We start from the raw sequence: 20,309 nt of genomic DNA, 5'->3' as shown, positions 1-20,309 counted from the left end.
GCATTCCGCAATGGAGGCCGTAAGACGGGCGATTTCGTGTCGTTTATTTCTTGAGCAGCAAGTAAGCGAAATAAGGTACTCCGATCAGAGAGACCATGACGCCAGCGGGAATTCCGGTAGGATCGGCGAGATTGCGGCCGATCGTGTCGGCGAGAAGCAGCAGCCAGCCGCCGAGCAGGACGGCGACGGGAATGAACAGCTGGTTGCGCGGACCGACGAGTGCCTTGGCGATATGCGGAGCCATCAGCCCGACGAAGGCGATGCCGCCCGTGACGGAGACGGCGGCAGCGGCCGAGGCGACGGCGGTCATGATCAGAACGATGCGTTCGCGCTCCAGCTTGAGCCCTACGCCGATCGCCGAGGCTTCGCTCAAACTGAGGATGTTCAGCCTGACCGACTTTAATAACGCGAAAGGAATGAGCAAGGCTACCCACGGCAGTAAGGCCCAAATAAACGGCCAATCCGCTCCCCAGATATTGCCTGCGATCCACTTGGCGATAAAATCGACTTTCTCCCGTTCCGCGGACGATATAATGACGATCATGATTCCCGACAAGGCCAGCGAGAATCCGACCCCTACGAGCACGAGGCGGATCGGGTTAAGCCCGCGCGTCCGGCTGTAAGAGAAAACATAGATCAGCAAGGCCGTAACGAGCGCCCCGATGAACGCGACAAGCGGAAGGGCATACACGAACGTGCCGACTTTGATCGGGAAGTACAGAAAGAATACCGCGATCGCTACACCGGCGCCGGAATTGATGCCGATGATGCCGGGGTCGGCCAGATCGTTGCGGGTAACGCTTTGCAGGATGGAGCCAGACAAGGCGAGCGCCATTCCCGACAGGAGCGTGATCAATATACGCGGCATCCTTACGGAGTATAGAATGAAATTCTCCTTGAAGGTGCCGTCCCCGAACAGTACAGGGAACAGCCTGTCGAAGGATAGCGAGGCGTATCCCAGCCCCATGCTCGCAATGGCCGTCAGTACGATGAGTCCTAAGCAAACGAGCAAAATTAAACGTTGTTTTCTAACGAGACTGGATAGGGTCATGTGAGCGCTTTGCCTCCTTTGCGCACGACGAACAGGAAGAAGGGCAAGCCAAGCATGGCTACGATGGCTACCATCGGCGTCTCGTAAGGCGCGTTAATCGTGCGACCGAGCGTGTCGGCGAGCAGCATGAACGCGGCTCCCGTAGTTACCGAAATGGGGAGTACATGCTTGTAATCGGTGCCCACGATCATCCGGACGATGTGCGGAATCATCAGCCCGACGAAAGCGATGTTTCCGACAAGCGCGACCGATGCACCGGTCAGGAAGACGACAAGAACGAACATGACCCCTTTCATGACAACCAGCTTTTGTCCGAGACCGGTTGCCACTTCATCGCTTAAGCTAAGAATCGTCACTTGGTTGGAAAGGAACAAAGCGATCGCGATTCCGACGAGAATGATCGGAGAGATCGCCTGGAGCTGCCCCCACGTCGTGCCGATCAGTCCACCGGCCGTCCACATCGAGACGTCCTTGGAAATCCGAAAGACGATGCTGACGCCCTCGGAGATGGCGTACAGGAAGGCGGAGACCGCAGCTCCGGCAAGCACGATTCGAATAGGAGACAAGCTTCCTTGGCGCAAGGCGCCGAGAACGATCACCAAGGTCGCTCCCAGGGCAGCCCCGATAAAGCAAGCGATCATAATACCGAAATAGTTCAGACCCGGTATGAATACGAAAGCCAGAGCGAGGGCCATGTTAGCCCCGGAAGTCAGGCCAAGCAATCCCGGATCGGCGAGCGGGTTGCGGGTAACCCCTTGCATGATGGCGCCGGATACGGCGAAAGCGGCGCCGATCAGCATCGCGGCCAGCTCGCGCGGCAGCCGGATTTCGCGCAGCACGAGAACTTTGTCCCCCTTATCTTGGGAGGTAAGCGCCAGCCATAGATCGTGGAACGAGGTATCGGCTGCGCCGAATACCATGGCGACTACGAAGCTCAAGACCAATACGATCAAGCTGCCAGCGAGCTTGTAGGCAAACGGGACAGAACGTCGTTTATTCGTCATTGTGATCTCATCTTCCGTTCATTTAACCTAGAAAACTTTTAATAAAGAAATCCAATTGATAATCCAAAGTCAGCGGGTCGTTAAAATAAAACCCTTTCGCATCGACTTCGTAAACGCGATCGTTCTTGACGGCCGGGATGTTCTTGTAGCTCTCGGTCGCTTGGAACGAATTGTCCGCATCGGAGTCTTTGCTAAAGATCACGTAGTCGCCCATATAGTCGGACACCACTTCCGAAGAGAGGGCGTAATAGCCGTCCTTAAGCACCATTTCCTTGACTTTGTCCGGCATGGACAGCTTCATTTCTTGATATAGAATCTCCGTTCCGCGCGCCCAGTGATCCCCGAAGACGTACAATTGCTTGCCGGCGGTCTCGATAACCGACACGGTGCTGTCCGCGCCGATCTTCGCCTTAATTTCATCGCCTGCTTTGGCTGCCCGGGCTTTGAAGTCGTCGACCCACGCTTGGGCTTCTTTTTCCTTGTTGAGGAGCTTGCCGATCTCCAGGTGTTGCGTTAAATAGTCTAGCTTACCGTACGTGAACGTGATGGTCGGGGCGATCTCGTTCAGCTTGTTGATATTCTTGGTATTGGAAAGCCCGATAATGAGATCGGGATCGAGCTCGATGATTTTTTCGAGACTTTCGTCGCTCACCGACTGTACGTCCTTCAGCTTCTCCTCGATCCGAGGGTTCTTTTTGGTCCAATCGTCCACGCCGACGAGAGGAACGCCTAGCGACATCACGTTACCGGCGAACGAAGAAAGTACGACGACGCGCTGCGGATTTGCGGGCACTTCGACCGGACCGTTCTCGGATTGGTACGTGATTGTGCCGGTTTCCGGAGCCGCCGAATCCGAAGGGGAAGCCGATTCGGACGGAACGGCCGTGGACGGCTGGGCGGAAGGGCTGCCCGAGTTATTCTTTTTGTCTCCGCATGCGCTAAGCAGAAGAACAAGAACCAAGGCCATTGGGATAAATAACTTTTTCATGTGCGAAATCTCCTAACTCTCATAACTTGCATGTGTTATTTGCCGAGGAAGCTATGTATGAAGAAATCAAGTTGATAATCCATGCTCAGCGGATCGTTGAAATAGAACGCTTTGGCGTTAGCCTCGAATACGCGGTTATTCTGAACTGCAGGGATGTTCTTGTACGTTTCGGTCGTCTGGAACGAGTTGTCCTCGTCTGTGTTTTTGCTGAAAATGACATAGTCGCCGAAGTAATCTTTCAGAACTTCTTGCGATACGGCGAAGTAGCCGTCTTTCTTCGTCGCTTCAGCCACCTTCTCCGGCTTGGCGAGTCCAAATCCCCCGTCATAGAGAATTTCCGTACCGCGTCCGAAGTTATCTCCGTAGACGTAGAGCTGTTTATTGAACGTTTCGATAACGGAGACGGTCGCGTCCGCGCCGATCTTCGCTTTGATTTCCTCCCCTGCTTTTTGAACGCGCGCTTTGAAGTCGTCGATCCACGCTTGCGCTTCCTTCTCTTTGTTCAGCAGTTTGCCGATCTCAAGCTGTTGCGTTAAGTAATCGACTTTGCCGTAAGTATAAGTAACGGTCGGAGCGATCTGTTTGAATTTGTCGACGTTGTTGATATTCGAAAGTCCGATGATCAGATCGGGTTCCAGTTCGATAATCTTCTCGACGCTTTCGTCCGTTACCGCCTCGACGTCCTTCAATTGTTCTTCGAACCGCGGGTTCTCCTTGGACATTTCGTCCACGCCGACGACCGGCACGCCAAGCGCCATAACGTTCCCGGTCAAAAAGCGGGTAATGACGACGACGCGCTGCGGGTTTTTCGGAACCTCGACAGGCCCGTCCTCGGACTGGTAGACGAACGTTCCGGATTCCGAATCGGCGGAAGCGGAGGGGGACGCCGATTCCGGCGAAGTTGGCTGCACGGACGGACTTGTACCGTCGGCGTTATTGGTCTTACCGCCGCATGCGCTGAGCATCAGAGACAAAGTTAGGATCAGGATGGCGGGCATGAACAGTTTTTTCACGAAATGACTCTCTCCCTTAGCACGAACGTGCTTCTCTTTGTAAATTCGGCCGAAATAAGCCGTTGTTTTCACTCTCTTAATTGAGAATGATTATCATAATCACAAAGATCATTGTACTGGCAAGCGTAATGACTGTCAATAGATAAGCTCATGAGGGCTAATTGTTCTGAGAATCTTTTTTGTCGCGTTAATCATTTAAGCTTGGCTTATAACTTAATACCTATAAGAAAAGTCGAAAATGTTTATAAAATGTTTAGTGCTGTCGAAGTAGAATGATTTCCTGATCGAAATGCATGACTTTATATCTATTTCACTCGGGAGGAACTTACATGAAAACAAGCAAGAAACTCCTATCGGCCATTCTATGTCTAGCTTTGCTGATCGGATGGTTTCCGGGAAAGACTGCCAATGCCGCGGCTCCGACCATAACGGGTTGGGACTCGTTGGGTAATTATATGGAAAGGGAAACGGCGCTTGTCGCTCCGGGGGTACAGATTACCGGCGGGGGGTCGTATGACGACAGCTACGTTAAATTCGGAGTTCTTAACAGTTCTACCGACGAGACGCTCGCACTGGTGCAGTCGGAGTTCCCTTCGATCGAAGCCGGTGTCGTAACGAGCGTTGGTACGGCAGTTTATTTAGGCGATGGAGTGTCGACCAAACAGATCGGGACGATCAACAAAATCTCGGATGGTCAGCAGGGGCGGAATTTGCAGATCGATTTCTCCACGCCGCTCGTTAACGGCAACTTCGAGGATAACGGCGGCAGCGATACAGGCTGGACCATTAATAGAGCGCCGGTGATTATGGGACCGCTAGCCTCGAAGACGCAAGGCAGGCCCGTCACGATTAGCGGGAGCGGACCGTATACGGTTACGGGGCCAGGTTATTCTTTTACGACGGATGTTAACTATATTTCCACACAACACCCGGCGTGGGGATACGAGGGAGATGAAAGACCGCTGTCGGTGACAGCCGCCACGTACAGCAACGTTTATCGTTCGCAGATCGTTACGGAAGGCGAGAATCACGCGTTGCGGCTTTTTTTCAGCGGTACTCTTAGCGTAAACAACAACGGTAAACCTTCTTACGGAACGACCTTTGGTCCAGAGGCGATCAGCACTCCATTCTATGCGCTGGCCGGCGACACGCTGGCGTTTGATTGGAAGGCGTCTCTTATTGATGACGATTACGAGGTATACGGTTTCTTATATAACCTGGAAACGAACAACTATACCGAATTGATGTACGGTCGCGGCGGCAATCAGCCGTGGACGACCGCTCCGGGCGTGATTCCCGCGAATGGCACTTATCAATTCCGCTTCGTTACCGGTTCGTACGACAGAACGGGCGGTTTGGCGGTAGGGGCTTCTCTCTACATCGACAACGTCAGAGTATTCGGCAACTACGTTGACGACGCCGTCGTAGAGAAGGTCGCAAGATTAGTCACCTATCATAATTCGTCCAACAATCCTCCTGATAATAGGACGATTACGATCGAGGCGCGGAACAAAGCAGGCGATATTTCGTCCGATTCGAGCAACTTTACCGTGACTCAGAAAAACGTGCTTACTTACCTGCCGTCCGCTAACGGAACGCTTGTAGGAACGCTTGTGCAAGATTTGGAGACGAGCGAGACGGGGACGCCGGTGACAGCCGTGCCGGATGCGGGCTTCCGGTTTATCGGCTGGAGCGACGGCAAACAAACCGCCACCAGAACGGACGACGCAAGCGCCGACTTGACGGTTACCGCTCTGTTCGCCGCCAGCGAAGCGGCGATCGGAACCGTAGATACGCGTTACAACGTAGATAATGATCGAACGACCATTTCCTCCGACGAGAGCGTGATTAAACTCGGGGTAACGGTTGAAAGCTTCCTGAAAAACTTAACCAAGAACGAACATTCCGATTGGAAGGTCATTCCTTCCGGAACGAACGTAACTAACGAGACGCAATTCAACACCGTTACCGGCAAAGCGCCCGCGGAGTATCTAAGGCCGGGAGATAAGCTGGCGGTCAAATCGGCGGACGGATCGATCGTTGTATACGAGATCGAATGGGCACCCTCGTTCGCCGGAGGCACGGGGACAGCCGGTGATCCTTACCGGATCGATACGGCCGAGCAACTCGCGGACATGAAATACGAGTTGGACAAGCATTTCGTTTTGACGGGAGACATCGACCTTAGCGACTATTCGAACGGGGACGGTTGGAAGCCGATTGGCGATCAGACTTCGCCGTTTAAGGGAACGTTCAACGGAGACGGCTTCGTTATTCGGAATATGACGATCGATCGGCCGGGCGCCGACGACGTCGGATTATTCGGACATACCGATCGGGCGGTCATTCGCAACGTGGGCTTGGAGAACGCCGAAGTGAACGGCGGCGATTATACCGGAATTCTGGTTGGACGGGCCGATAACACGACGATCGAGAACAGCTACGCGCTCGGAGACGTCTCCGGCGGTGATTATACGGGAGGCTTGGCCGGCCAAGTCAACGGTTCCGTCGTCTCGAAGACTTTCGTATCGGGAAGCGTTGAGGGAACGGGCAATACGGGCGGATTAATCGGCCAAGCAAACGGCGGTAAAGTCAATCATTCCTATTACAATAGCGACACGACTTCACAGTCGGACAATTCGGGCAAAGGAAGCCCGAGAACGACATCCGAGCTGCAAACCCAAGCGACTTTCGAGAACTGGGATTTCAATACGATCTGGGTGATCAACGAAGGCAACGATTATCCGAAGCTGATGCCTCGCGTCGTGCAAACCGTAACCGCGCCTACCGGCGCTGTCATTGCAGGCGGAACGATCTCGGCCCAAGTGTCCAGCGGAACGTCCTCGGTTACGGTCGATCTCGCGGTCAACCCGTCCGCAAGCTGGAAGCTGTACAGCGATGAGGCTTGCACTCAGGAAATCACGGATCGGACCTTAGCCCTGACAACGGGCACGGCTACGGCTTACGTTAAAGTAACGGCCAAAGACGGGATGACGACCTCCGTTTACAAGTTGACCGTTACAACGTCGTCATCTTCGGGAGGCGGAGGTGCGCCGGCTACCGAAATCATTAGAGTTCCGGTGGAGGGTAAGGGAAGCAACGCCGTTACCTCGGTAACGATCAATAGAACGAAGGCGAACGACGGTACGAAACGCGACGAAGTAACGTTGACGCTAGAGAACGCCAAGGAAGCGGTCGCCAAATTAAAAGAGGCCGGATCGGATACGGCCAGAATCGTTCTGCCGGATACGAAAGATGAGGTGTCCCAGACCGACATCCGTATTTCGAAAGACGCCCTCAAGGCGTTCGCGGATGGAGGCATCAACCTGGAGATCGTAACCGTTAACGGACGAATTTCCATACCTGCCGCGTCTTTGCAAGGAGTCGGCGATGATCTCTATTTCCGCGTCGTACCGATCAAAGAACAGTCCAAACGCAAGGAAGTCGAACAACGGGCGAGAACGGAAGAAGCGGTACGACGCGTGGCTGGGAGCAACGAGGTTGAAATCGTCGGCAGGCCGATGACGATCGAAACGAACCTGAGCAGCCGTGCGGTCGATATTACGCTTCCGATACCTGCAGCCGAGTTGCCGAGCGATTCGGTCAAGCTGCAACGATTCCTCGACAATCTCAGTGTGTTCATCGAACATGACGACGGAGAAAAGGAATTGGTTAAAGGAAAAATCGTCACGCTTGAAGACGGCAGCAAGGGCATCACGTTCAGAATTACCAAGTTCAGTACGTTTACGATTGTTCAGTTGGGGAACGTGTCGGAGAACACGCAAACGTCCGAAATGCATAAAGGCTACATCGCGGGCTTTGCCGATGGAACGTTCAAACCGGATCAAGGCATCTCTAGGGCAGAGATGGCCGCGCTTCTGGCTCGCGTAGGGCCGGGAGCAGACCAGCCTTCCCAAGCGATCAAGTATACGGACGTTTCCGGCACCTATTGGGCGCGTTCGGTTATCCAACATGCGCAATCCACGGGATTAATGACCGGCTTCAATAACGGTTCGTTCGGTCCCGACAAGACGATCACGCGAGGAGAAATGGCGGCGATCACCGCTCGCTGGCTTAAGCTTGAAGGAAAAGCCGAGTCCGGCTACTCGGATGCTCAAGGGCACTGGGCCGCAGGCTATATCTCGCTTGTCGGCAAGGCCGGTATCATGCAAGGAATGCCGGACGGAAAATTCCAACCAGACAAAACGCTGACTCGCGCGGAAGCAGTGGCAACGATCAACCGCATCTTGAAGAGAGAACCTCTGAAAAACTCCGCGAAGCCTTCGTGGAAGGATGTGTCTAGCAGCCATTGGGCGTTCGGCCATATCGAGGAAGCTTCACATGACCATGAAGCCTCGCTTCACAGTAAATAATCACATATAAGCAAAAGCCCGGCCCCTTGAAACGGACAAGACGAGGGGGGCCGGGCTTTACGCATGACCGTCGCCGCATGATTTCTTTCTATTTTCCGTTACAAGCAATGATGCCTTGTTAATCCAAGTCGTTTCTGGGAAAATAGGAGCAAGATCGCAAGCTCCGGCTTCTAGTGAAATGAGGGTTAGGCATGAATAAAGAATCGATCTACGGACTGACGTTCGATCAATTGACCGACTGGCTGATGGAACGAGGACATAAGAAATCCCGGGCGGCCATAGTCTGGGAATGGCTATACCGCAAGCGGGCGACGGACTTCTCCGAGATGACCGGGGTCAATCCGGATTGCTTGAGCTTATTGGAAGAGCATTTCGTCATGCATACGCAGACCGAGCATACGAAACAAGAGTCGGTGGACGGGACCGTCAAGTTTCTGTTTCGTTTGAAAGACGGCAACCTGATCGAGACGGTGCTGATGCGGCATAAGTTCGGCTTATCCGTCTGCGTGACGACGCAGGTGGGATGCAATATCGGCTGCAGCTTTTGCGCGAGCGGGCTGCTAAAGAAGAGCCGTGATCTATCCAGCGGGGAGATCGTGGAGCAAGTTATGAACGTGCAGCATTATCTGGACAAGGCGGGCAAAGGGGAAGCGGTTAGCCATCTGGTGGTGATGGGTATTGGAGAGCCGTTCGACAACTACGTCAACCTGGTGAATTTCTTGCACGTCATTAAAGATCAGAAGGGGCTTGCCATCGCGGGGAGACGCATTACGGTGTCGACCAGCGGGCTGGCGGACAAAATATACGAGTTCACCGACGACGACCTGAGGGTCAATCTGGCAATTTCCCTCCATGCGCCGAACGATGAATTGCGAACGCGGATCATGAAGATCAACAAGGCGATTCCGATCGCGAAGCTGATGAAAGCAATCGATTATTACCTGGAGAAGACGAAACGCAGAATTACTCTCGAGTACATTCTGCTGAAGGATATCAACGACCAAAGAGAGCATGCTCTCGAGCTTGCCGAGCTGATCGGCGACAGACGACCGCTCGTGAACGTCAATCTGATTCCGTACAATCCGGTCGACGAGCATAGCCAGTACCAGAGGACTGCCCGGACGACGGTAAGCGAGTTTTACGATACGCTGAAAAAGCAAGGAGTGAGCTGCAGCGTACGTCTGGAGCATGGAACCGACATTGACGCCGCTTGCGGACAGTTGAGAAGCAAACAAGTTAAGAAGGAAGCCGTGTCAAGCTGAATAACGTTGCGGAGGGGGACGACAGATGAAGTATCGCCGTCTAGGAGCTAGCGGGCTTGAAGTCTCGCAATTGGGACTTGGCACCAATGCTTTCGGGAAGCGGGCCGATCAGGAAACTTCTATCCGTATCGTGCACTACGCTATGGATAACGGAATCAATTTTATCGATACGGCGAATATATACGCGGGGACGGAATCAGAGCGGATCATCGGGCTGGCGCTTGAAGGGCGGAGGCACAACGCCGTCCTGGCAACGAAGGCGGGCCTGGTGAAGGACCAAGGGCCCAACGGGCGCGGTTCTTCCAGATTTCACCTGCAGCGGGAGCTGGAGGACAGCCTACGCCGTCTTCGGACGGATTACGTCGATCTGTATCAGATCCATACGTTCGATCCGAATACGCCGCTGGAGGAGACGCTGCGCACGCTGGACGATTTCGTCAGTTCCGGCAAAGTCCGCTATGTCGGTGCTTCCAACTATGCGGCATGGGAGATCATGAAGGCGCTAGGGATCAGCGAGCTGAGAGGATATTGCCGTTACGTCTCTACGCAGACGAGCTACTCGCTGGCCGACCGTACCCCCGAGAACGAGCTCGTCCCGTTTTGTCTAGATCAAGGGGTAGGAATCATTCCTTATTTCCCGCTCGCGGGAGGGATTCTGACCGGCAAATACGGCTCCGAGAATAAGGCGCCGGACGGTTCCAGAGCGCAAACGGACCCTGGATTCGCCCGATTCCTGGAAGATCGGAACGTAGCGCTTGGCGCGCAGGTCGGCAAGCTGGCCTCGGCTTTCGACGCGACCCCGAGTGCACTTTCGCTGGCGTGGCTGATGGGAAGGCCGGCGGTATCGACCGTAATCGTGGGAGCGACGCGCGTCGAACAGATGGACGACAATTTGCGGAGCGTTGAACTTGCGTTAGATGCCGGTACGCTGGAAGAGCTCGATACGATCAGCGAGCCGTTCCGCTACGGAAAGCCGTTCGCGACGTATCGGTTGTCCTAAGCCGTCCGGTGGGGGTGGAGGAGGAACGATTTTCTGTCCTCGTCTTCTCTCAGAGAGCTAAATGATAGCGCTTTAAAAGTACATTGGAGGATTTATTTAATATGGCAACAATAGAGGATTTTATGACATTGGATATACGTATCGGTACGATCGTGCGTGCAGAGCCGTTCCCCGAGGCCAGAAAACCGGCGATTAAACTGCAAATCGATTTCGGAGATTTGGGGGTTAAAGCTTCATCGGCGCAGATTACGCGTAGATACGAGCCGGAGACGCTCATTGGCAAACAAGTCGCTGCGGTCGTCAACTTCCCACCTAGGAAAATTGCCGGTTTCAAATCCGAAGTGCTCGTTCTCGGGGCGGTTCCCGAGGAAGATGACGTCGTGCTGCTGCAGCCGGATCGCCCGGTGAATAACGGAACTCCTATCGCATAATCAAGGGGGGAGCCTCATGCCTCTGCCTAATCTGCAGCTCGGCACGTTCGTTCTGAATATCGAATTGTTGGTTTATGTTGCGGCGGGAATGATCGGCGTTCTTGCCTTACGGTTTCGGCTTAGGGAATACGCGGATCGGGCAAGGCTCGTATCCGATGCGTGGAATGCCGTCTTCCTATGGATTGCCGTCTGGAAGGCGAGTCTGCTTCTGCTTGATCCTGCGGCCGTTGTCGCCCATCCGCTCTCGCTTCTGTTCTTCAGCGGCGGAGTGAAGGGGATCTGGCTTGCTTCGGCATCGTCGCTCGGGTTTATTTTCTTGCGAAGCTATAGAAAAGAGGGGATTCGCCGATCGGCGGCTGCAGCAACGATCTGGGGAGCCGGTATGGCATCGGCCGCGTTGCTGGCTCACCTCGTGTTAAGCAGCTCGGCAGGTAACTTGGATTATGCGGGATTCATTGCGGCCATCATATTATTGGCGGCGCTGCTTAGTCCGTCGCCAAGAAGAGCGGCTCAGGCTCTAGGGACGCTGCTTGTCGCAGCGATGGTCGTCTACACGGTGCTTGGCCCGACGACGTCTCGGAATGTTCGCAGCGAGCAGTCCGCTCCCGATTTCGAACTGACGGATTTGAACGGAAATTCAGTCCGTCTGTCCGATTACCGGGGAAAGACAATCGTCATGAATTTCTGGGCGACATGGTGCCGGGTTTGTCAGGCGGAGATGCCGCATGTGGAGAAGTTCTATCAGAACAATAAAGACGGGGATATCGTCGTGATTTCCGTAAACGCAACCAGCCAAGAGAGATCCGCCGCCGTCGTGGAAAAGTACGCGGGCGTGGGCGGGATGAGCTTTCCAATCGCGCTCGACCCGCAAGGCGATGTGTTGAAGCAGTATGGGGTTACCGCATTTCCGACGACCTATATTATCGATCCGTCCGGGAAGGTGAAAAACCGGTATTTGGGAGCCATCAGTTACGACGACATGACGAAAGCCGCGAAAACGCGAAATTCTTAGCCACTACATTTCGTATTTATATGTTATTATTTCCAAGTAGGATATTATTCTCCACGCATAAGCGATCATAACGAATATTGAGGTGCCGAATTGATGATGCAGCATGAGTCTTCGTATTTGTTGGACATCGTAGCCTATTTCGCCCAACTGCACGGATTAACAGCGCGGGAGCAGGAAATCGTGTACTGCCTTTCGAAATACGGATACAGCAACAAACGCCTGGCGGGTGAATTGTGCATATCGGAGAAAACGGTAAAAAACCATATCGCTAAAATTCAGGAAAAAACGAGCGCGAGCTCAACGAGAGAACTACTGTCCATGGTTGTCGAGCAATTCATCGTTTGCCACAGCATGCAAACGGACAAAAAGCTAGCTCTCGCGCTTTAAAAAGAAAAAACGGATCGGCAACCGGCGTCATGCGGTTGCCGATTTTCATTGGCGCCTATGCCGATTTACGCCCGCTCGTCGCGCAGCGTTTTCCCAGGGTAGAATAACCGGCTTTCTTCTGGCGTTTCGTTCATCTTTGCGGTAATCGAATTCGGCACGAGCTTGAACACGCTTGTCTTGCTGCCGAGCGAGGAGATGTATTTCTCGACATGGCTTTGGGACAAAGGCTGATCGTAGTATCCCGGCACATATTTGTCGAGCATGCTTTGCATGGCCTCGGTCGCTTCTCGGGGATCGGATACCGGCTCGACGTTGCCGAAGACCATGACACTCATATACGCAGTGTCCGTGTGGGCCGGAACGACGGCGGAGATCGTGCCAAGGTCCTCGCATACGGAGAAACACGCGCGGGTATTGCGCCGCATCGCGTCGACCTTGCGACCTTCGGAGGCACCGTGAAAGTAGACGAAACCTTTCGACCAGACGTAATTCAATGGGACGACATAAGGGGAATCGTCCGCGGACAAGCCGAGAAATCCGGTTCTTGCCTGTTCGAGAAACGTGTGTATTCGGTCTTGATCCTTGCACTCAAGCTTAAACATTCGCATGGGATACATGGGCTATCTCTCCTCGGGTAATCTATGGTAAGCTCATTGTACAGATCGTCTGTCACTGTTGAAAGTGACAGATTTTTATCATTCCTAGGGGTCAGATGGAGGGGCAATGAGCGGATTATCGCCTTTGTTGGATAGGGAAAGCGGCATTCCCGTTTACCTACAGCTTTATGCGTATATTAGGCAGCAGATCGAATCCGGCAAGTTGGCGTTCGACGACAAACTGCCGTCGATCCGGGAGCTCTCTTCGTACTTGCACGTAAGCAAAAATACGGTCGAGATTGCCTATCAACAGTTGGTTGCCGAGGGTTACGTGCATAGCAAGCCGCGAAGCGGGCTACGCGTTCTGCGGGTCGAGCCGGTAATGGGGGAGAAATCCGGCGTTCCGGTTAGAGGACCGTCCGCGACGGCTCCGAAGATGACCTCGGGGAAGAACGCCGCGGAGATCGACTTCCGATACGGGGACGTCGCGTTGGAGAAGTTCCCGCTTGCGGTTTGGAAAAAATGCATGTCGGACGCGCTAGGAGGCGATTTGCGTCAAATACTCGGTTATGGCGACTTGCAGGGAAACCCGGAGCTTCGTTACGAGATTGCGCGGTATTTGTACGCCTCCCGTGGCATCTATTGCTCTCCGGAGCAGATCTTCCTTGCCGGAGGTACGCAGCAAGCCATTGGTTTGTTGTGCCAATTGTTGCCGCTGGCGAAGCGGGTCGCGATTGAGGACCCCGGCTACGACGGGGTGAGGACGGTGCTGGTCAACCATGACCGCGATATCATTCCGATTCCGATTGAAGCGGACGGGCTGAACGTGGAGGCTGTCCAGAGAAGCGGCGCGGGGGCCGTCTATCTTACCCCGTCCCACCAATTCCCTATCGGAGGCATTCTGCCCGTCCACAAGCGGGCTCGGCTGCTGCAATGGGCGGCGGACGAGGACGCGATGATCCTCGAGGACGATTACGACAGCGAATTCCGTTATCAGGGGCAGCCGATTCCGGCTTTGAAGGCGATGGATTCCCGCGACAGGGTCGTCTATCTGGGGACGTTCTCGAAGTCGTTCCTGCCGGCGATGCGGCTGGGTTACTTCGTGCTTCCCGAACGACTGGCCGGCGATTTCCTGACGCGGCTCGAGCCTTACAGCCAATCGGTATCGCCGTTGCTGCAGCAAGCGATGCTCATGTTTATGAAAGAAGGGCACTTCGAAAGACATGTCCGTAAAATGAGAAAGCTGTATCAAGGCCGGCACCGAGCGCTTCTGAATGCCGTGCATCGGCATTTGGGGAGCCGGGTCGGGATTATCGGGCACAAGGCGGGTCTGCATTTGCTGCTCGATATCCACGGCCGGGACAGCAGCGAGTTGATCGCGCTCGCGGCACGGCGAGGCGTAAACGTGTACTCCCCGAGAAGCTATTGGTGCGAACCGGAAAGCTGCCCCCGTTCCTTCGTCATGCTTGGATTTGGGGGGCTTAGCGAGGGCGCAATCGAAGAAGGCATCCTTAGATTAAGGCAATCGTGGTTCGGGCACGAAAGTGCAACATGATCGGATATAAGGTACAATGGAATAAAGAAAGAAAATAGGAGCTGTAAACCATGCCCGACGATGAAGTGATTCTGACCAAAGAAGGATTGGATAAATTACAAGCCGAGCTTGACGACCTGAAATACGTGAAACGCAAGGAACTGGCCGCTCGCATCAAACTCGCGATCAGCTATGGAGACTTGAAGGAGAACAGCGAATACCATTCCGCCAAAGACGATCAGGCGTTCATGGAGACGAGAATTCTCGTGCTGGATAAGATGCTCCGTAATGCCCGGGTCGTCGACGAGAACGAAATCGACAACTCCAAGGTACAAGTGGGCTCGACCGTCGTGCTTAACGACATCGAATTCGACGAGAAGATCGAGTATCGGATCGTGGGACCTGCCGAAGCGGACGTGACGGACAATAAAATCTCGTACGAAAGCCCGCTCGGCAAGGAGCTGATCGGCAAACGCCTAGGCGACATCGTGAGCGTGGACGCGCCCGTCGGCGTCGTGAAGTACGAGTTGTTGGAGATTAAGGCAGGATAAATATTAAAAAGGGATCAAGCGGGAAGTTCAGTTCTCTGCTTGATCCCTTTCTGTTAGGCGTCAGAAATCGGCTCCGCCCATTTTCCCCGTTTGAAAATCGCGGAAAGCTTCGACCAGTTCCTCCCGGCTATTCATGACGAACGGACCGTGCATGAAGACGGGCTCGTCGATCGGTTCGCCGCTTAAGACGATCACGAGCGCGTCGTCGGAGAGCCCTTCGATGAGGACCTCTCCAGATTCGTTCCGGAACAGGACGAAGTCCCCCTCTCCGGCAGTCGTCCCCCCATTGATTTGCGCCGTTCCCCGAAGCACCAACGCGGCCGAATTGTACGAAGAGGGCAGCTCGAAGCGCGCCTGACCTCCGTTCTTGAACGCGATATCGAAGAGATGGATCGGAGTGAACGTCGATGCCGGGCCTCGAACTCCGTCGTATTCGCCGGCGATAATCCTCACGGTACCGCCTCCGTCCGGCAATTCCGCCCGCCCCATATTTTCTTTCAGCAGCTCTTGGTATTTCGGCTGGTGCATTTTATGCGCTCTGGGAAGGTTGACCCATAGCTGAATCATCTGAAAGAGGCCGCCCCTCTTCGAGAATTCCCGTTCATGATATTCCTTGTGAAGCAGGCCGGAGCCCGCGGTCATCCATTGCACGTCGCCAGGGCCGAGAATGCCGTGGTTGCCGTGATTGTCGTGATGCTCGATATGTCCCTCGTAAGCGATCGTGACCGTCTCGAAGCCGCGATGGGGATGCGCGCCTACTCCTTTAACCGATTCCGAAGGCGGGAAAACGTACGGGGCATTATAATCCATCAGGATAAAGGGGCTAAACCGCGCTCCGAAATCTTGTCCCGAAGGAAAATAGTTGGATACCCGGAAACCGTCGCCAACCATATGAACAGGGGCACCACGAAAAATACCTTCGATTCCGCGAAATGTCGTCATGCGTAATCTCTCCCTCCAATAAATCTTAATTTTATAAATCTTAAATTAAAGATAAAACATAAATCGAATTTCGTCAAGCGTATCGCCCTCCTTCTTAGTCAATATGTTAGAATCGATAAAAAAGATAAGGGACGGGGGAAGGATGACCATACGCATCGGCTGTTTGCACGCCCATTATTCCAACATAGAATACATTGAACAAGCGTTGTCCGGCCGCGAGGCGGAGCTTCTTCATTTTGTGGATCCCGCGCTCGTGTACCGCATCTCATCGGACGAGAACTTTAGTCTGGCCGAAGCCGGGCGCAGGGTGAAGGAACAGATCGAATGGATCGAGCATGCCGGCGTCGATGCGATACTCGTTACGTGCACGAACTACATCGCGGTCATGCAAGATGATCCGTTCACGGCATCGGTACCGATCATGAAGATCGACGAGCCATTTTTTGCCGATATTTGCCGTTATGACGAACCTCAGCTATTGCTTTTTACGAATCCGGCTACCGTCGACGGGACGATGAAGCGACTGCGGGAATACGCGCGGATGAATGGACATAAGCCCGATGTCGAAGCGCTTGTCATCGAAGGCGTGTTCGAACTGATTATGAAAGGGAACAAAGATGAGCATAACCGAGAGTTGTCGGATCGCTTGCGCAGGCTCGTCGGAGTAGGGGAGGGCAAGAGTATCTCCGTCGGCCAGTTGTCCATGTCGGAAGCGGCCGGGCGGGTAGCCGCGGAATCCGGCGTCCCGATCGGAAATCCGCTCGAAAGCCTGATTTCGAGCATGGATACTTTGTTATGGCATGAGACGGCATAACGAAGGTACCTGTTCAAAGTAAGCGGTTAATCATGGTATAATAAGGCTCAGTTATGCGAGCGCAAATCAATCGAAGCGAGGTTTATCATGATCTGGGAAAATAAAATCGCGACTACATTGCAATGGACCAAGGAAATATCCAACAGAGAGCAGAAGGAAGCGGTTGCGGCCAAGATCGCCGAGCGCGTAAAGGACGGGGACGTCATCGGCGTCGGCTCGGGTTCGACGTCATACCTTGCGCTGCTTGCGATCAGCAAAAAAGTGAAGGAGCAGAAGCTTAACGTATTGGCGATTCCGACTTCGCATGAAGTGTCGATGACCTGTTCGATCATGGGACTTCCCACCTCGACACTGCTGAATGCGCGTCCGGACTGGTACTTCGACGGTGCGGATGAAGTCGACTCGCGCAAGAACCTGATTAAAGGGCGCGGCGGTGCGATGTTCGCGGAGAAGCTCGTCATGAAGAGCGCTCCCGAGAATTATATTCTGGTCGACTCCTCGAAGTTCGTCTCCCATCTCGGAGAGAAGTTCGCGGCCCCGATCGAGGTAGATCCGCGGGCGGTTAACCTGGTCGAGACCGAACTGGCCAAACTGGGCGCTAAGGAAGTGCAGATACGCATGGCGGTGGCCAAGGACGGACCGGTCATTACCGAGGCGGGCAATCTCATTCTGGACGTGCGCTTCAATAAGATCGAGGATGGATACGAGAAGGAAGTCAAGTCGATCCCGGGCGTTATCGAATCCGGACTGTTCATGGGGTATAACTTGGAGATTCTGACGACCTGATTTTGTTAAAATCTTAAAAACGGCTTTTGTTCTCCCGTCAGGGGAGACAAAAGCCGTTTTTTGCACCCAACAATCACGCGTCGTAATTGATAAGATACGACTGCAGCGCCGTATTGTAATAGCCGATACTGTACTCGACGACCTCTCCGAAAGGCTCCCGGGAATAACGGGATCTTCGCAGCAATGGCATCCGAGGCTCGAGCTCGAGCAGCTCCGCGACTTCATCGGGAGCGGCGGTAACTTCGAATTGATCGCGAAAATCCACGAGACCAATGTCGCGTTCCTCCAATAAGCCGTACAGCGACTGTTCATCCAGATCCTCAGGCGCGAGATCTCCCGACCTGGTCGTAAGGTAGTGCGAATAGTAAATGTAAGGGACATCGTCCAGATAATAAAGCCGCTGTATAAGCAAGCATCGGGCACCGAACAGTCGATACGGCTCCGATCCGGGATCGTTGTCGATCGTCTCGGACTTCAGCAATTTTTTGCGAATGCGATGTCCTTCCTCGACGAGGATTTCCGTAAAGCTTTTCCCTTTGGACAGTTTTGAAACGGACGTATTGCGGATGACCCTGGTGCCTATGCCGCTGCCCTTCTCCAAATAGCCCTCTTGCACAAGTTCTTGAATCGCATTGCGAACCGTAATCTTACTCACGTTGAATTCCTGCTCGAGCTGGGGCTCCGAAGGAATCAGCATTCCGACAGGATATGCGCCGTGAAGGATCCGGTCTTTCAGAATGCTCCTGATCTGCATATATAACGGCTTTTTATTGCGGGACAAAGCCAACTGCATCCTCTACCTCTCTATATCCCCTGCCGATCGCTCCATGGCCTTGAGAATCTCGTTTTCGGAGGACACGGGGGTGTCGCCTGCGGTCGTGTGGGCAAGCATCGCTGCCGCGGCCGCGAAACGAACCGTTTTCTCTGGCGCGAATCGTTCGAACTCTCCGTGAACAATTCCGCTCGCGTAGGCGTCTCCTGCCCCAATTCTATCATAAACGGCAAAGGTCAACGTATCCGAGAAGAAGAAATTCCGCTGCGTATACATATAACCTCGCAAGGAATGCGTATTATCCGGATTAACGGATCGATGCGTGCCCGCCGCGACGGAAATGCCATAGCTGTCGGCCACGGCTGGAATGAGTTCGGCCAGCAGATCTTCCCGCGCGGACTTCTCGGACGCCAGACCGAGAATATGCATCGCGTCCAGTTCGTTCAACATCGCGATATCTGCAAGCCGCAGCATGCGTTCGTAGAACGGTTTGGCCTTCGCGTAACCGTCGTTGCCCCACAAGGAAGGGCGATAATTGCAATCGAAAACGACGTGGCCTCCATTGGCTTTGACAGCCGATGCGAAGCGGAACATATGGTTCCTTACGACATCGTTCATAGCCAGCGTAATTCCGCAGAAATGGACGGCGTCGACTTGTTTGGCGATGCTCTCGAAATCGTAAGTTTCTTCGGGCGCCGTATTAAAGCTGCTTTCCATCCGGTTGGAATACGTTACGCGGCTCGGACGGGGGCCGAATCCGTTCTCAAGGAAATACATGCCCATATATTTGCCGCCTCTGGCGACGAACGATTGGGAGATGCCCAGCTTGCGCAGCGAAGCCGCCGCTGCGTCCCCAACCGGATTGGGAGGCAGGCAACTGACGAGATAGCTGTCGTGTCCGAGACGGGCAAGCGCCCCCGCGACGTTAACTCCCGTGCCGGAAAAAGAATAGCTCAGCGTGTTTGCTTGCGACAGCAGATCGTACCCCGGCGCTTGCAACCGCATCATGACTTCGCCGAACGCCGCGATTCGCTTAGCCATCGAAACGTTCCGCCAGTTTTTTCATGATCGCGAGGAGTCGTTCGACATCGGCTACGTTCGTTCGGCCCGAGCTAGGGTCGATAATCGAAGAGTAGACGTGCGGGATGACCTGTGGTACGCCTGCCTCCAAGCAAATGCGCACAATCGCTTCGAAGTTGTCCATGTCGATGCCGCCCGTAGGTTCCAGCGCGAAGTTTTCTTCGCCGCAAGCGCGGGCGACTTCGCGAAGCTCGTCTTCTCGGCTCAAACCGTTCATCGGGAAATATTTAAGCGCGTTTCCGCCCATATCTCTGACGAGCGCGATCGCGGACTTAACGGAGACGACGGCTTGTTCCTGTCCAGCCGCACTGATGGGTCCGGTCGAAACGTTCACGAATCCGGGCTGCCCGGTCGGGGACACGAGCGCGTTGATCCAGCCGTCACGCCCGTCCAGGTTGGCCCGGGTTGCGCCTACAGCCGGGAAAACCTGATTGATATGGCTTCCCGGATAATGCTTGGCAATCTCCGCAACGACGGCCGCTTGGCGATTGTCGCCGGCGCCGAGTCCGATCGATACGGCATCGTCGATCGCTTGGCCGTATTGACGCATGGCCGTTACGGCGGCTTCAGCCGTCGGGTAATCCTTGGACAGCACGCCGACGACCACATGTCCTTCGGCGGCTTCGAACACTTCTACGGCATTTTCGATATCGCGCGCCAATACGTTCAAGGCGACGCGGTTGCGGTACAAACGCTTTAATAAGTTCGACAAG

Annotated in this window: 19 protein-coding genes; 10 read left to right on the top strand and 9 right to left on the bottom strand. The window is 54.1% G+C overall.

Going from position 1 to position 20,309, the window contains the following annotated elements; all coding sequences use genetic code 11:
* Positions 1 to 43 precede the first annotated feature (43 nt).
* The 4 genes from FPZ45_RS12400 to FPZ45_RS12385 are packed head-to-tail and all read right to left on the bottom strand — an operon-like array spanning position 44 to position 4,056.
* Positions 44 to 1,051 carry a FecCD family ABC transporter permease gene (locus FPZ45_RS12400; RefSeq protein WP_144701889.1) on the bottom strand — a complete coding sequence of 336 codons (1,008 nt, stop codon included), beginning with the start codon at positions 1,049 to 1,051 and terminating at the stop codon, positions 44 to 46.
* Positions 1,048 to 2,055 carry a FecCD family ABC transporter permease gene (locus FPZ45_RS12395; protein WP_144701886.1) on the bottom strand — a complete coding sequence of 336 codons (1,008 nt, stop codon included), beginning with the start codon at positions 2,053 to 2,055 and terminating at the stop codon, positions 1,048 to 1,050. Before FPZ45_RS12395 ends, FPZ45_RS12400 begins: the two co-directional genes overlap by 4 nt.
* Positions 2,056 to 2,077: 22 nt before the next feature.
* On the bottom strand, positions 2,078 to 3,043 hold the full coding sequence (locus tag FPZ45_RS12390) for an iron-hydroxamate ABC transporter substrate-binding protein (protein WP_144701883.1): 966 nt from the start codon (positions 3,041 to 3,043) through the stop codon (positions 2,078 to 2,080).
* 35 nt (positions 3,044 to 3,078) lie between these two features.
* On the bottom strand, positions 3,079 to 4,056 hold the full coding sequence (locus FPZ45_RS12385; RefSeq protein ID WP_144701880.1) for an iron-hydroxamate ABC transporter substrate-binding protein: 978 nt from the start codon (positions 4,054 to 4,056) through the stop codon (positions 3,079 to 3,081).
* 329 nt (positions 4,057 to 4,385) lie between these two features.
* Between FPZ45_RS12385 and FPZ45_RS12380 the strand changes: the two genes are divergently transcribed.
* The 6 genes from FPZ45_RS12380 to FPZ45_RS12355 all read left to right on the top strand — a co-directional run bounded on the left by FPZ45_RS12380 (position 4,386) and on the right by FPZ45_RS12355 (position 12,521).
* Positions 4,386 to 8,429, top strand: a complete 4,044-nt coding sequence (locus tag FPZ45_RS12380; RefSeq protein WP_186438368.1) for an S-layer homology domain-containing protein — start codon at positions 4,386 to 4,388, stop codon at positions 8,427 to 8,429.
* A gap of 191 nt (positions 8,430 to 8,620) precedes the next feature.
* Entirely contained in the window at positions 8,621 to 9,691 is a 1,071-nt protein-coding gene (gene rlmN, locus FPZ45_RS12375) for a dual-specificity RNA methyltransferase RlmN (protein ID WP_144701874.1), read from the top strand.
* Between the two features lie 25 nt (positions 9,692 to 9,716).
* Positions 9,717 to 10,691 (top strand): aldo/keto reductase, encoded by a 975-nt coding sequence (locus tag FPZ45_RS12370; protein ID WP_144701871.1) that lies wholly within the window; start codon positions 9,717 to 9,719, stop codon positions 10,689 to 10,691.
* Between the two features lie 101 nt (positions 10,692 to 10,792).
* Positions 10,793 to 11,122, top strand: coding sequence for a chaperone CsaA (csaA, locus tag FPZ45_RS12365; RefSeq protein ID WP_144701868.1), 330 nt, complete (start codon positions 10,793 to 10,795; stop codon positions 11,120 to 11,122).
* A 16-nt stretch (positions 11,123 to 11,138) separates the two neighbouring features.
* On the top strand, positions 11,139 to 12,134 hold the full coding sequence (locus FPZ45_RS12360; protein ID WP_144701865.1) for a peroxiredoxin family protein: 996 nt from the start codon (positions 11,139 to 11,141) through the stop codon (positions 12,132 to 12,134).
* Between the two features lie 93 nt (positions 12,135 to 12,227).
* Positions 12,228 to 12,521 carry a response regulator transcription factor gene (locus tag FPZ45_RS12355; protein ID WP_144701862.1) on the top strand — a complete coding sequence of 98 codons (294 nt, stop codon included), beginning with the start codon at positions 12,228 to 12,230 and terminating at the stop codon, positions 12,519 to 12,521.
* A 65-nt stretch (positions 12,522 to 12,586) separates the two neighbouring features.
* Here the strand turns inward: FPZ45_RS12355 and FPZ45_RS12350 are convergent, their stop codons facing one another.
* On the bottom strand, positions 12,587 to 13,138 hold the full coding sequence (locus FPZ45_RS12350; protein WP_186438367.1) for a pyridoxamine 5'-phosphate oxidase family protein: 552 nt from the start codon (positions 13,136 to 13,138) through the stop codon (positions 12,587 to 12,589).
* Positions 13,139 to 13,244: 106 nt separating this feature from the next.
* On the opposite strand from FPZ45_RS12350, the gene pdxR reads away from it, so the two are divergent.
* Positions 13,245 to 14,672 carry a MocR-like pyridoxine biosynthesis transcription factor PdxR gene (gene pdxR / locus FPZ45_RS12345; protein WP_144701859.1) on the top strand — a complete coding sequence of 476 codons (1,428 nt, stop codon included), beginning with the start codon at positions 13,245 to 13,247 and terminating at the stop codon, positions 14,670 to 14,672.
* Positions 14,673 to 14,722: 50 nt separating this feature from the next.
* Entirely contained in the window at positions 14,723 to 15,202 is a 480-nt protein-coding gene (greA, locus tag FPZ45_RS12340) for a transcription elongation factor GreA (protein WP_144701856.1), read from the top strand.
* A gap of 60 nt (positions 15,203 to 15,262) precedes the next feature.
* Here the strand turns inward: greA and FPZ45_RS12335 are convergent, their stop codons facing one another.
* Complete coding sequence (locus FPZ45_RS12335) at positions 15,263 to 16,144, bottom strand: pirin family protein (RefSeq protein ID WP_144701853.1); 882 nt, start codon at positions 16,142 to 16,144, stop codon at positions 15,263 to 15,265.
* Positions 16,145 to 16,286: 142 nt separating this feature from the next.
* Here FPZ45_RS12335 and FPZ45_RS12330 point away from each other — a divergent pair, with 142 nt between their 5' ends.
* Together FPZ45_RS12330 and rpiA are read left to right on the top strand one after the other, a co-directional pair.
* Positions 16,287 to 16,958, top strand: coding sequence for an aspartate/glutamate racemase family protein (locus tag FPZ45_RS12330; RefSeq protein WP_144701851.1), 672 nt, complete (start codon positions 16,287 to 16,289; stop codon positions 16,956 to 16,958).
* Between the two features lie 87 nt (positions 16,959 to 17,045).
* Positions 17,046 to 17,744: a ribose 5-phosphate isomerase A gene (rpiA, locus tag FPZ45_RS12325; protein WP_144701848.1), complete on the top strand. Its 699-nt coding sequence runs from the start codon at positions 17,046 to 17,048 to the stop codon at positions 17,742 to 17,744.
* Between the two features lie 73 nt (positions 17,745 to 17,817).
* Here the strand turns inward: rpiA and FPZ45_RS12320 are convergent, their stop codons facing one another.
* The 3 genes from FPZ45_RS12320 to dagF are packed head-to-tail and all read right to left on the bottom strand — an operon-like array spanning position 17,818 to position 20,308.
* Positions 17,818 to 18,531 (bottom strand): GntR family transcriptional regulator, encoded by a 714-nt coding sequence (locus tag FPZ45_RS12320; protein WP_144702617.1) that lies wholly within the window; start codon positions 18,529 to 18,531, stop codon positions 17,818 to 17,820.
* 9 nt (positions 18,532 to 18,540) lie between these two features.
* Entirely contained in the window at positions 18,541 to 19,557 is a 1,017-nt protein-coding gene (locus tag FPZ45_RS12315; protein ID WP_144701845.1) for a sugar kinase, read from the bottom strand.
* On the bottom strand, positions 19,550 to 20,308 hold the full coding sequence (gene dagF / locus FPZ45_RS12310; protein WP_144701843.1) for a 2-dehydro-3-deoxy-phosphogluconate aldolase: 759 nt from the start codon (positions 20,306 to 20,308) through the stop codon (positions 19,550 to 19,552). Before dagF ends, FPZ45_RS12315 begins: the two co-directional genes overlap by 8 nt.
* Position 20,309: the final 1 nt, after the last annotated feature.

It is taken from the genome of Cohnella terricola, from assembly GCF_007786475.1.
In the GTDB taxonomy this organism is placed as follows: domain Bacteria; phylum Bacillota; class Bacilli; order Paenibacillales; family Paenibacillaceae; genus Cohnella; species Cohnella terricola.
This window is presented reverse-complemented; position numbering and strand designations above follow the sequence as displayed.

Coding starts and splice junctions, on each gene's coding strand:
- FPZ45_RS12315 (WP_144701845.1), bottom strand. CDS start 19,557: ATGGCTAAGCGAATCGCGGCGTTCGGCGAAGTCATGATGCGGTTGCAA.
- FPZ45_RS12380 (WP_186438368.1), top strand. CDS start 4,386: ATGAAAACAAGCAAGAAACTCCTATCGGCCATTCTATGTCTAGCTTTG.
- FPZ45_RS12395 (WP_144701886.1), bottom strand. CDS start 2,055: ATGACGAATAAACGACGTTCTGTCCCGTTTGCCTACAAGCTCGCTGGC.
- FPZ45_RS12360 (WP_144701865.1), top strand. CDS start 11,139: ATGCCTCTGCCTAATCTGCAGCTCGGCACGTTCGTTCTGAATATCGAA.
- csaA (WP_144701868.1), top strand. CDS start 10,793: ATGGCAACAATAGAGGATTTTATGACATTGGATATACGTATCGGTACG.
- FPZ45_RS12390 (WP_144701883.1), bottom strand. CDS start 3,043: ATGAAAAAGTTATTTATCCCAATGGCCTTGGTTCTTGTTCTTCTGCTT.
- FPZ45_RS12330 (WP_144701851.1), top strand. CDS start 16,287: ATGACCATACGCATCGGCTGTTTGCACGCCCATTATTCCAACATAGAA.
- rlmN (WP_144701874.1), top strand. CDS start 8,621: ATGAATAAAGAATCGATCTACGGACTGACGTTCGATCAATTGACCGAC.
- FPZ45_RS12370 (WP_144701871.1), top strand. CDS start 9,717: ATGAAGTATCGCCGTCTAGGAGCTAGCGGGCTTGAAGTCTCGCAATTG.
- FPZ45_RS12355 (WP_144701862.1), top strand. CDS start 12,228: ATGATGCAGCATGAGTCTTCGTATTTGTTGGACATCGTAGCCTATTTC.
- pdxR (WP_144701859.1), top strand. CDS start 13,245: ATGAGCGGATTATCGCCTTTGTTGGATAGGGAAAGCGGCATTCCCGTT.
- rpiA (WP_144701848.1), top strand. CDS start 17,046: ATGATCTGGGAAAATAAAATCGCGACTACATTGCAATGGACCAAGGAA.
- FPZ45_RS12335 (WP_144701853.1), bottom strand. CDS start 16,144: ATGACGACATTTCGCGGAATCGAAGGTATTTTTCGTGGTGCCCCTGTT.
- FPZ45_RS12400 (WP_144701889.1), bottom strand. CDS start 1,051: ATGACCCTATCCAGTCTCGTTAGAAAACAACGTTTAATTTTGCTCGTT.
- greA (WP_144701856.1), top strand. CDS start 14,723: ATGCCCGACGATGAAGTGATTCTGACCAAAGAAGGATTGGATAAATTA.
- FPZ45_RS12350 (WP_186438367.1), bottom strand. CDS start 13,138: ATGTATCCCATGCGAATGTTTAAGCTTGAGTGCAAGGATCAAGACCGA.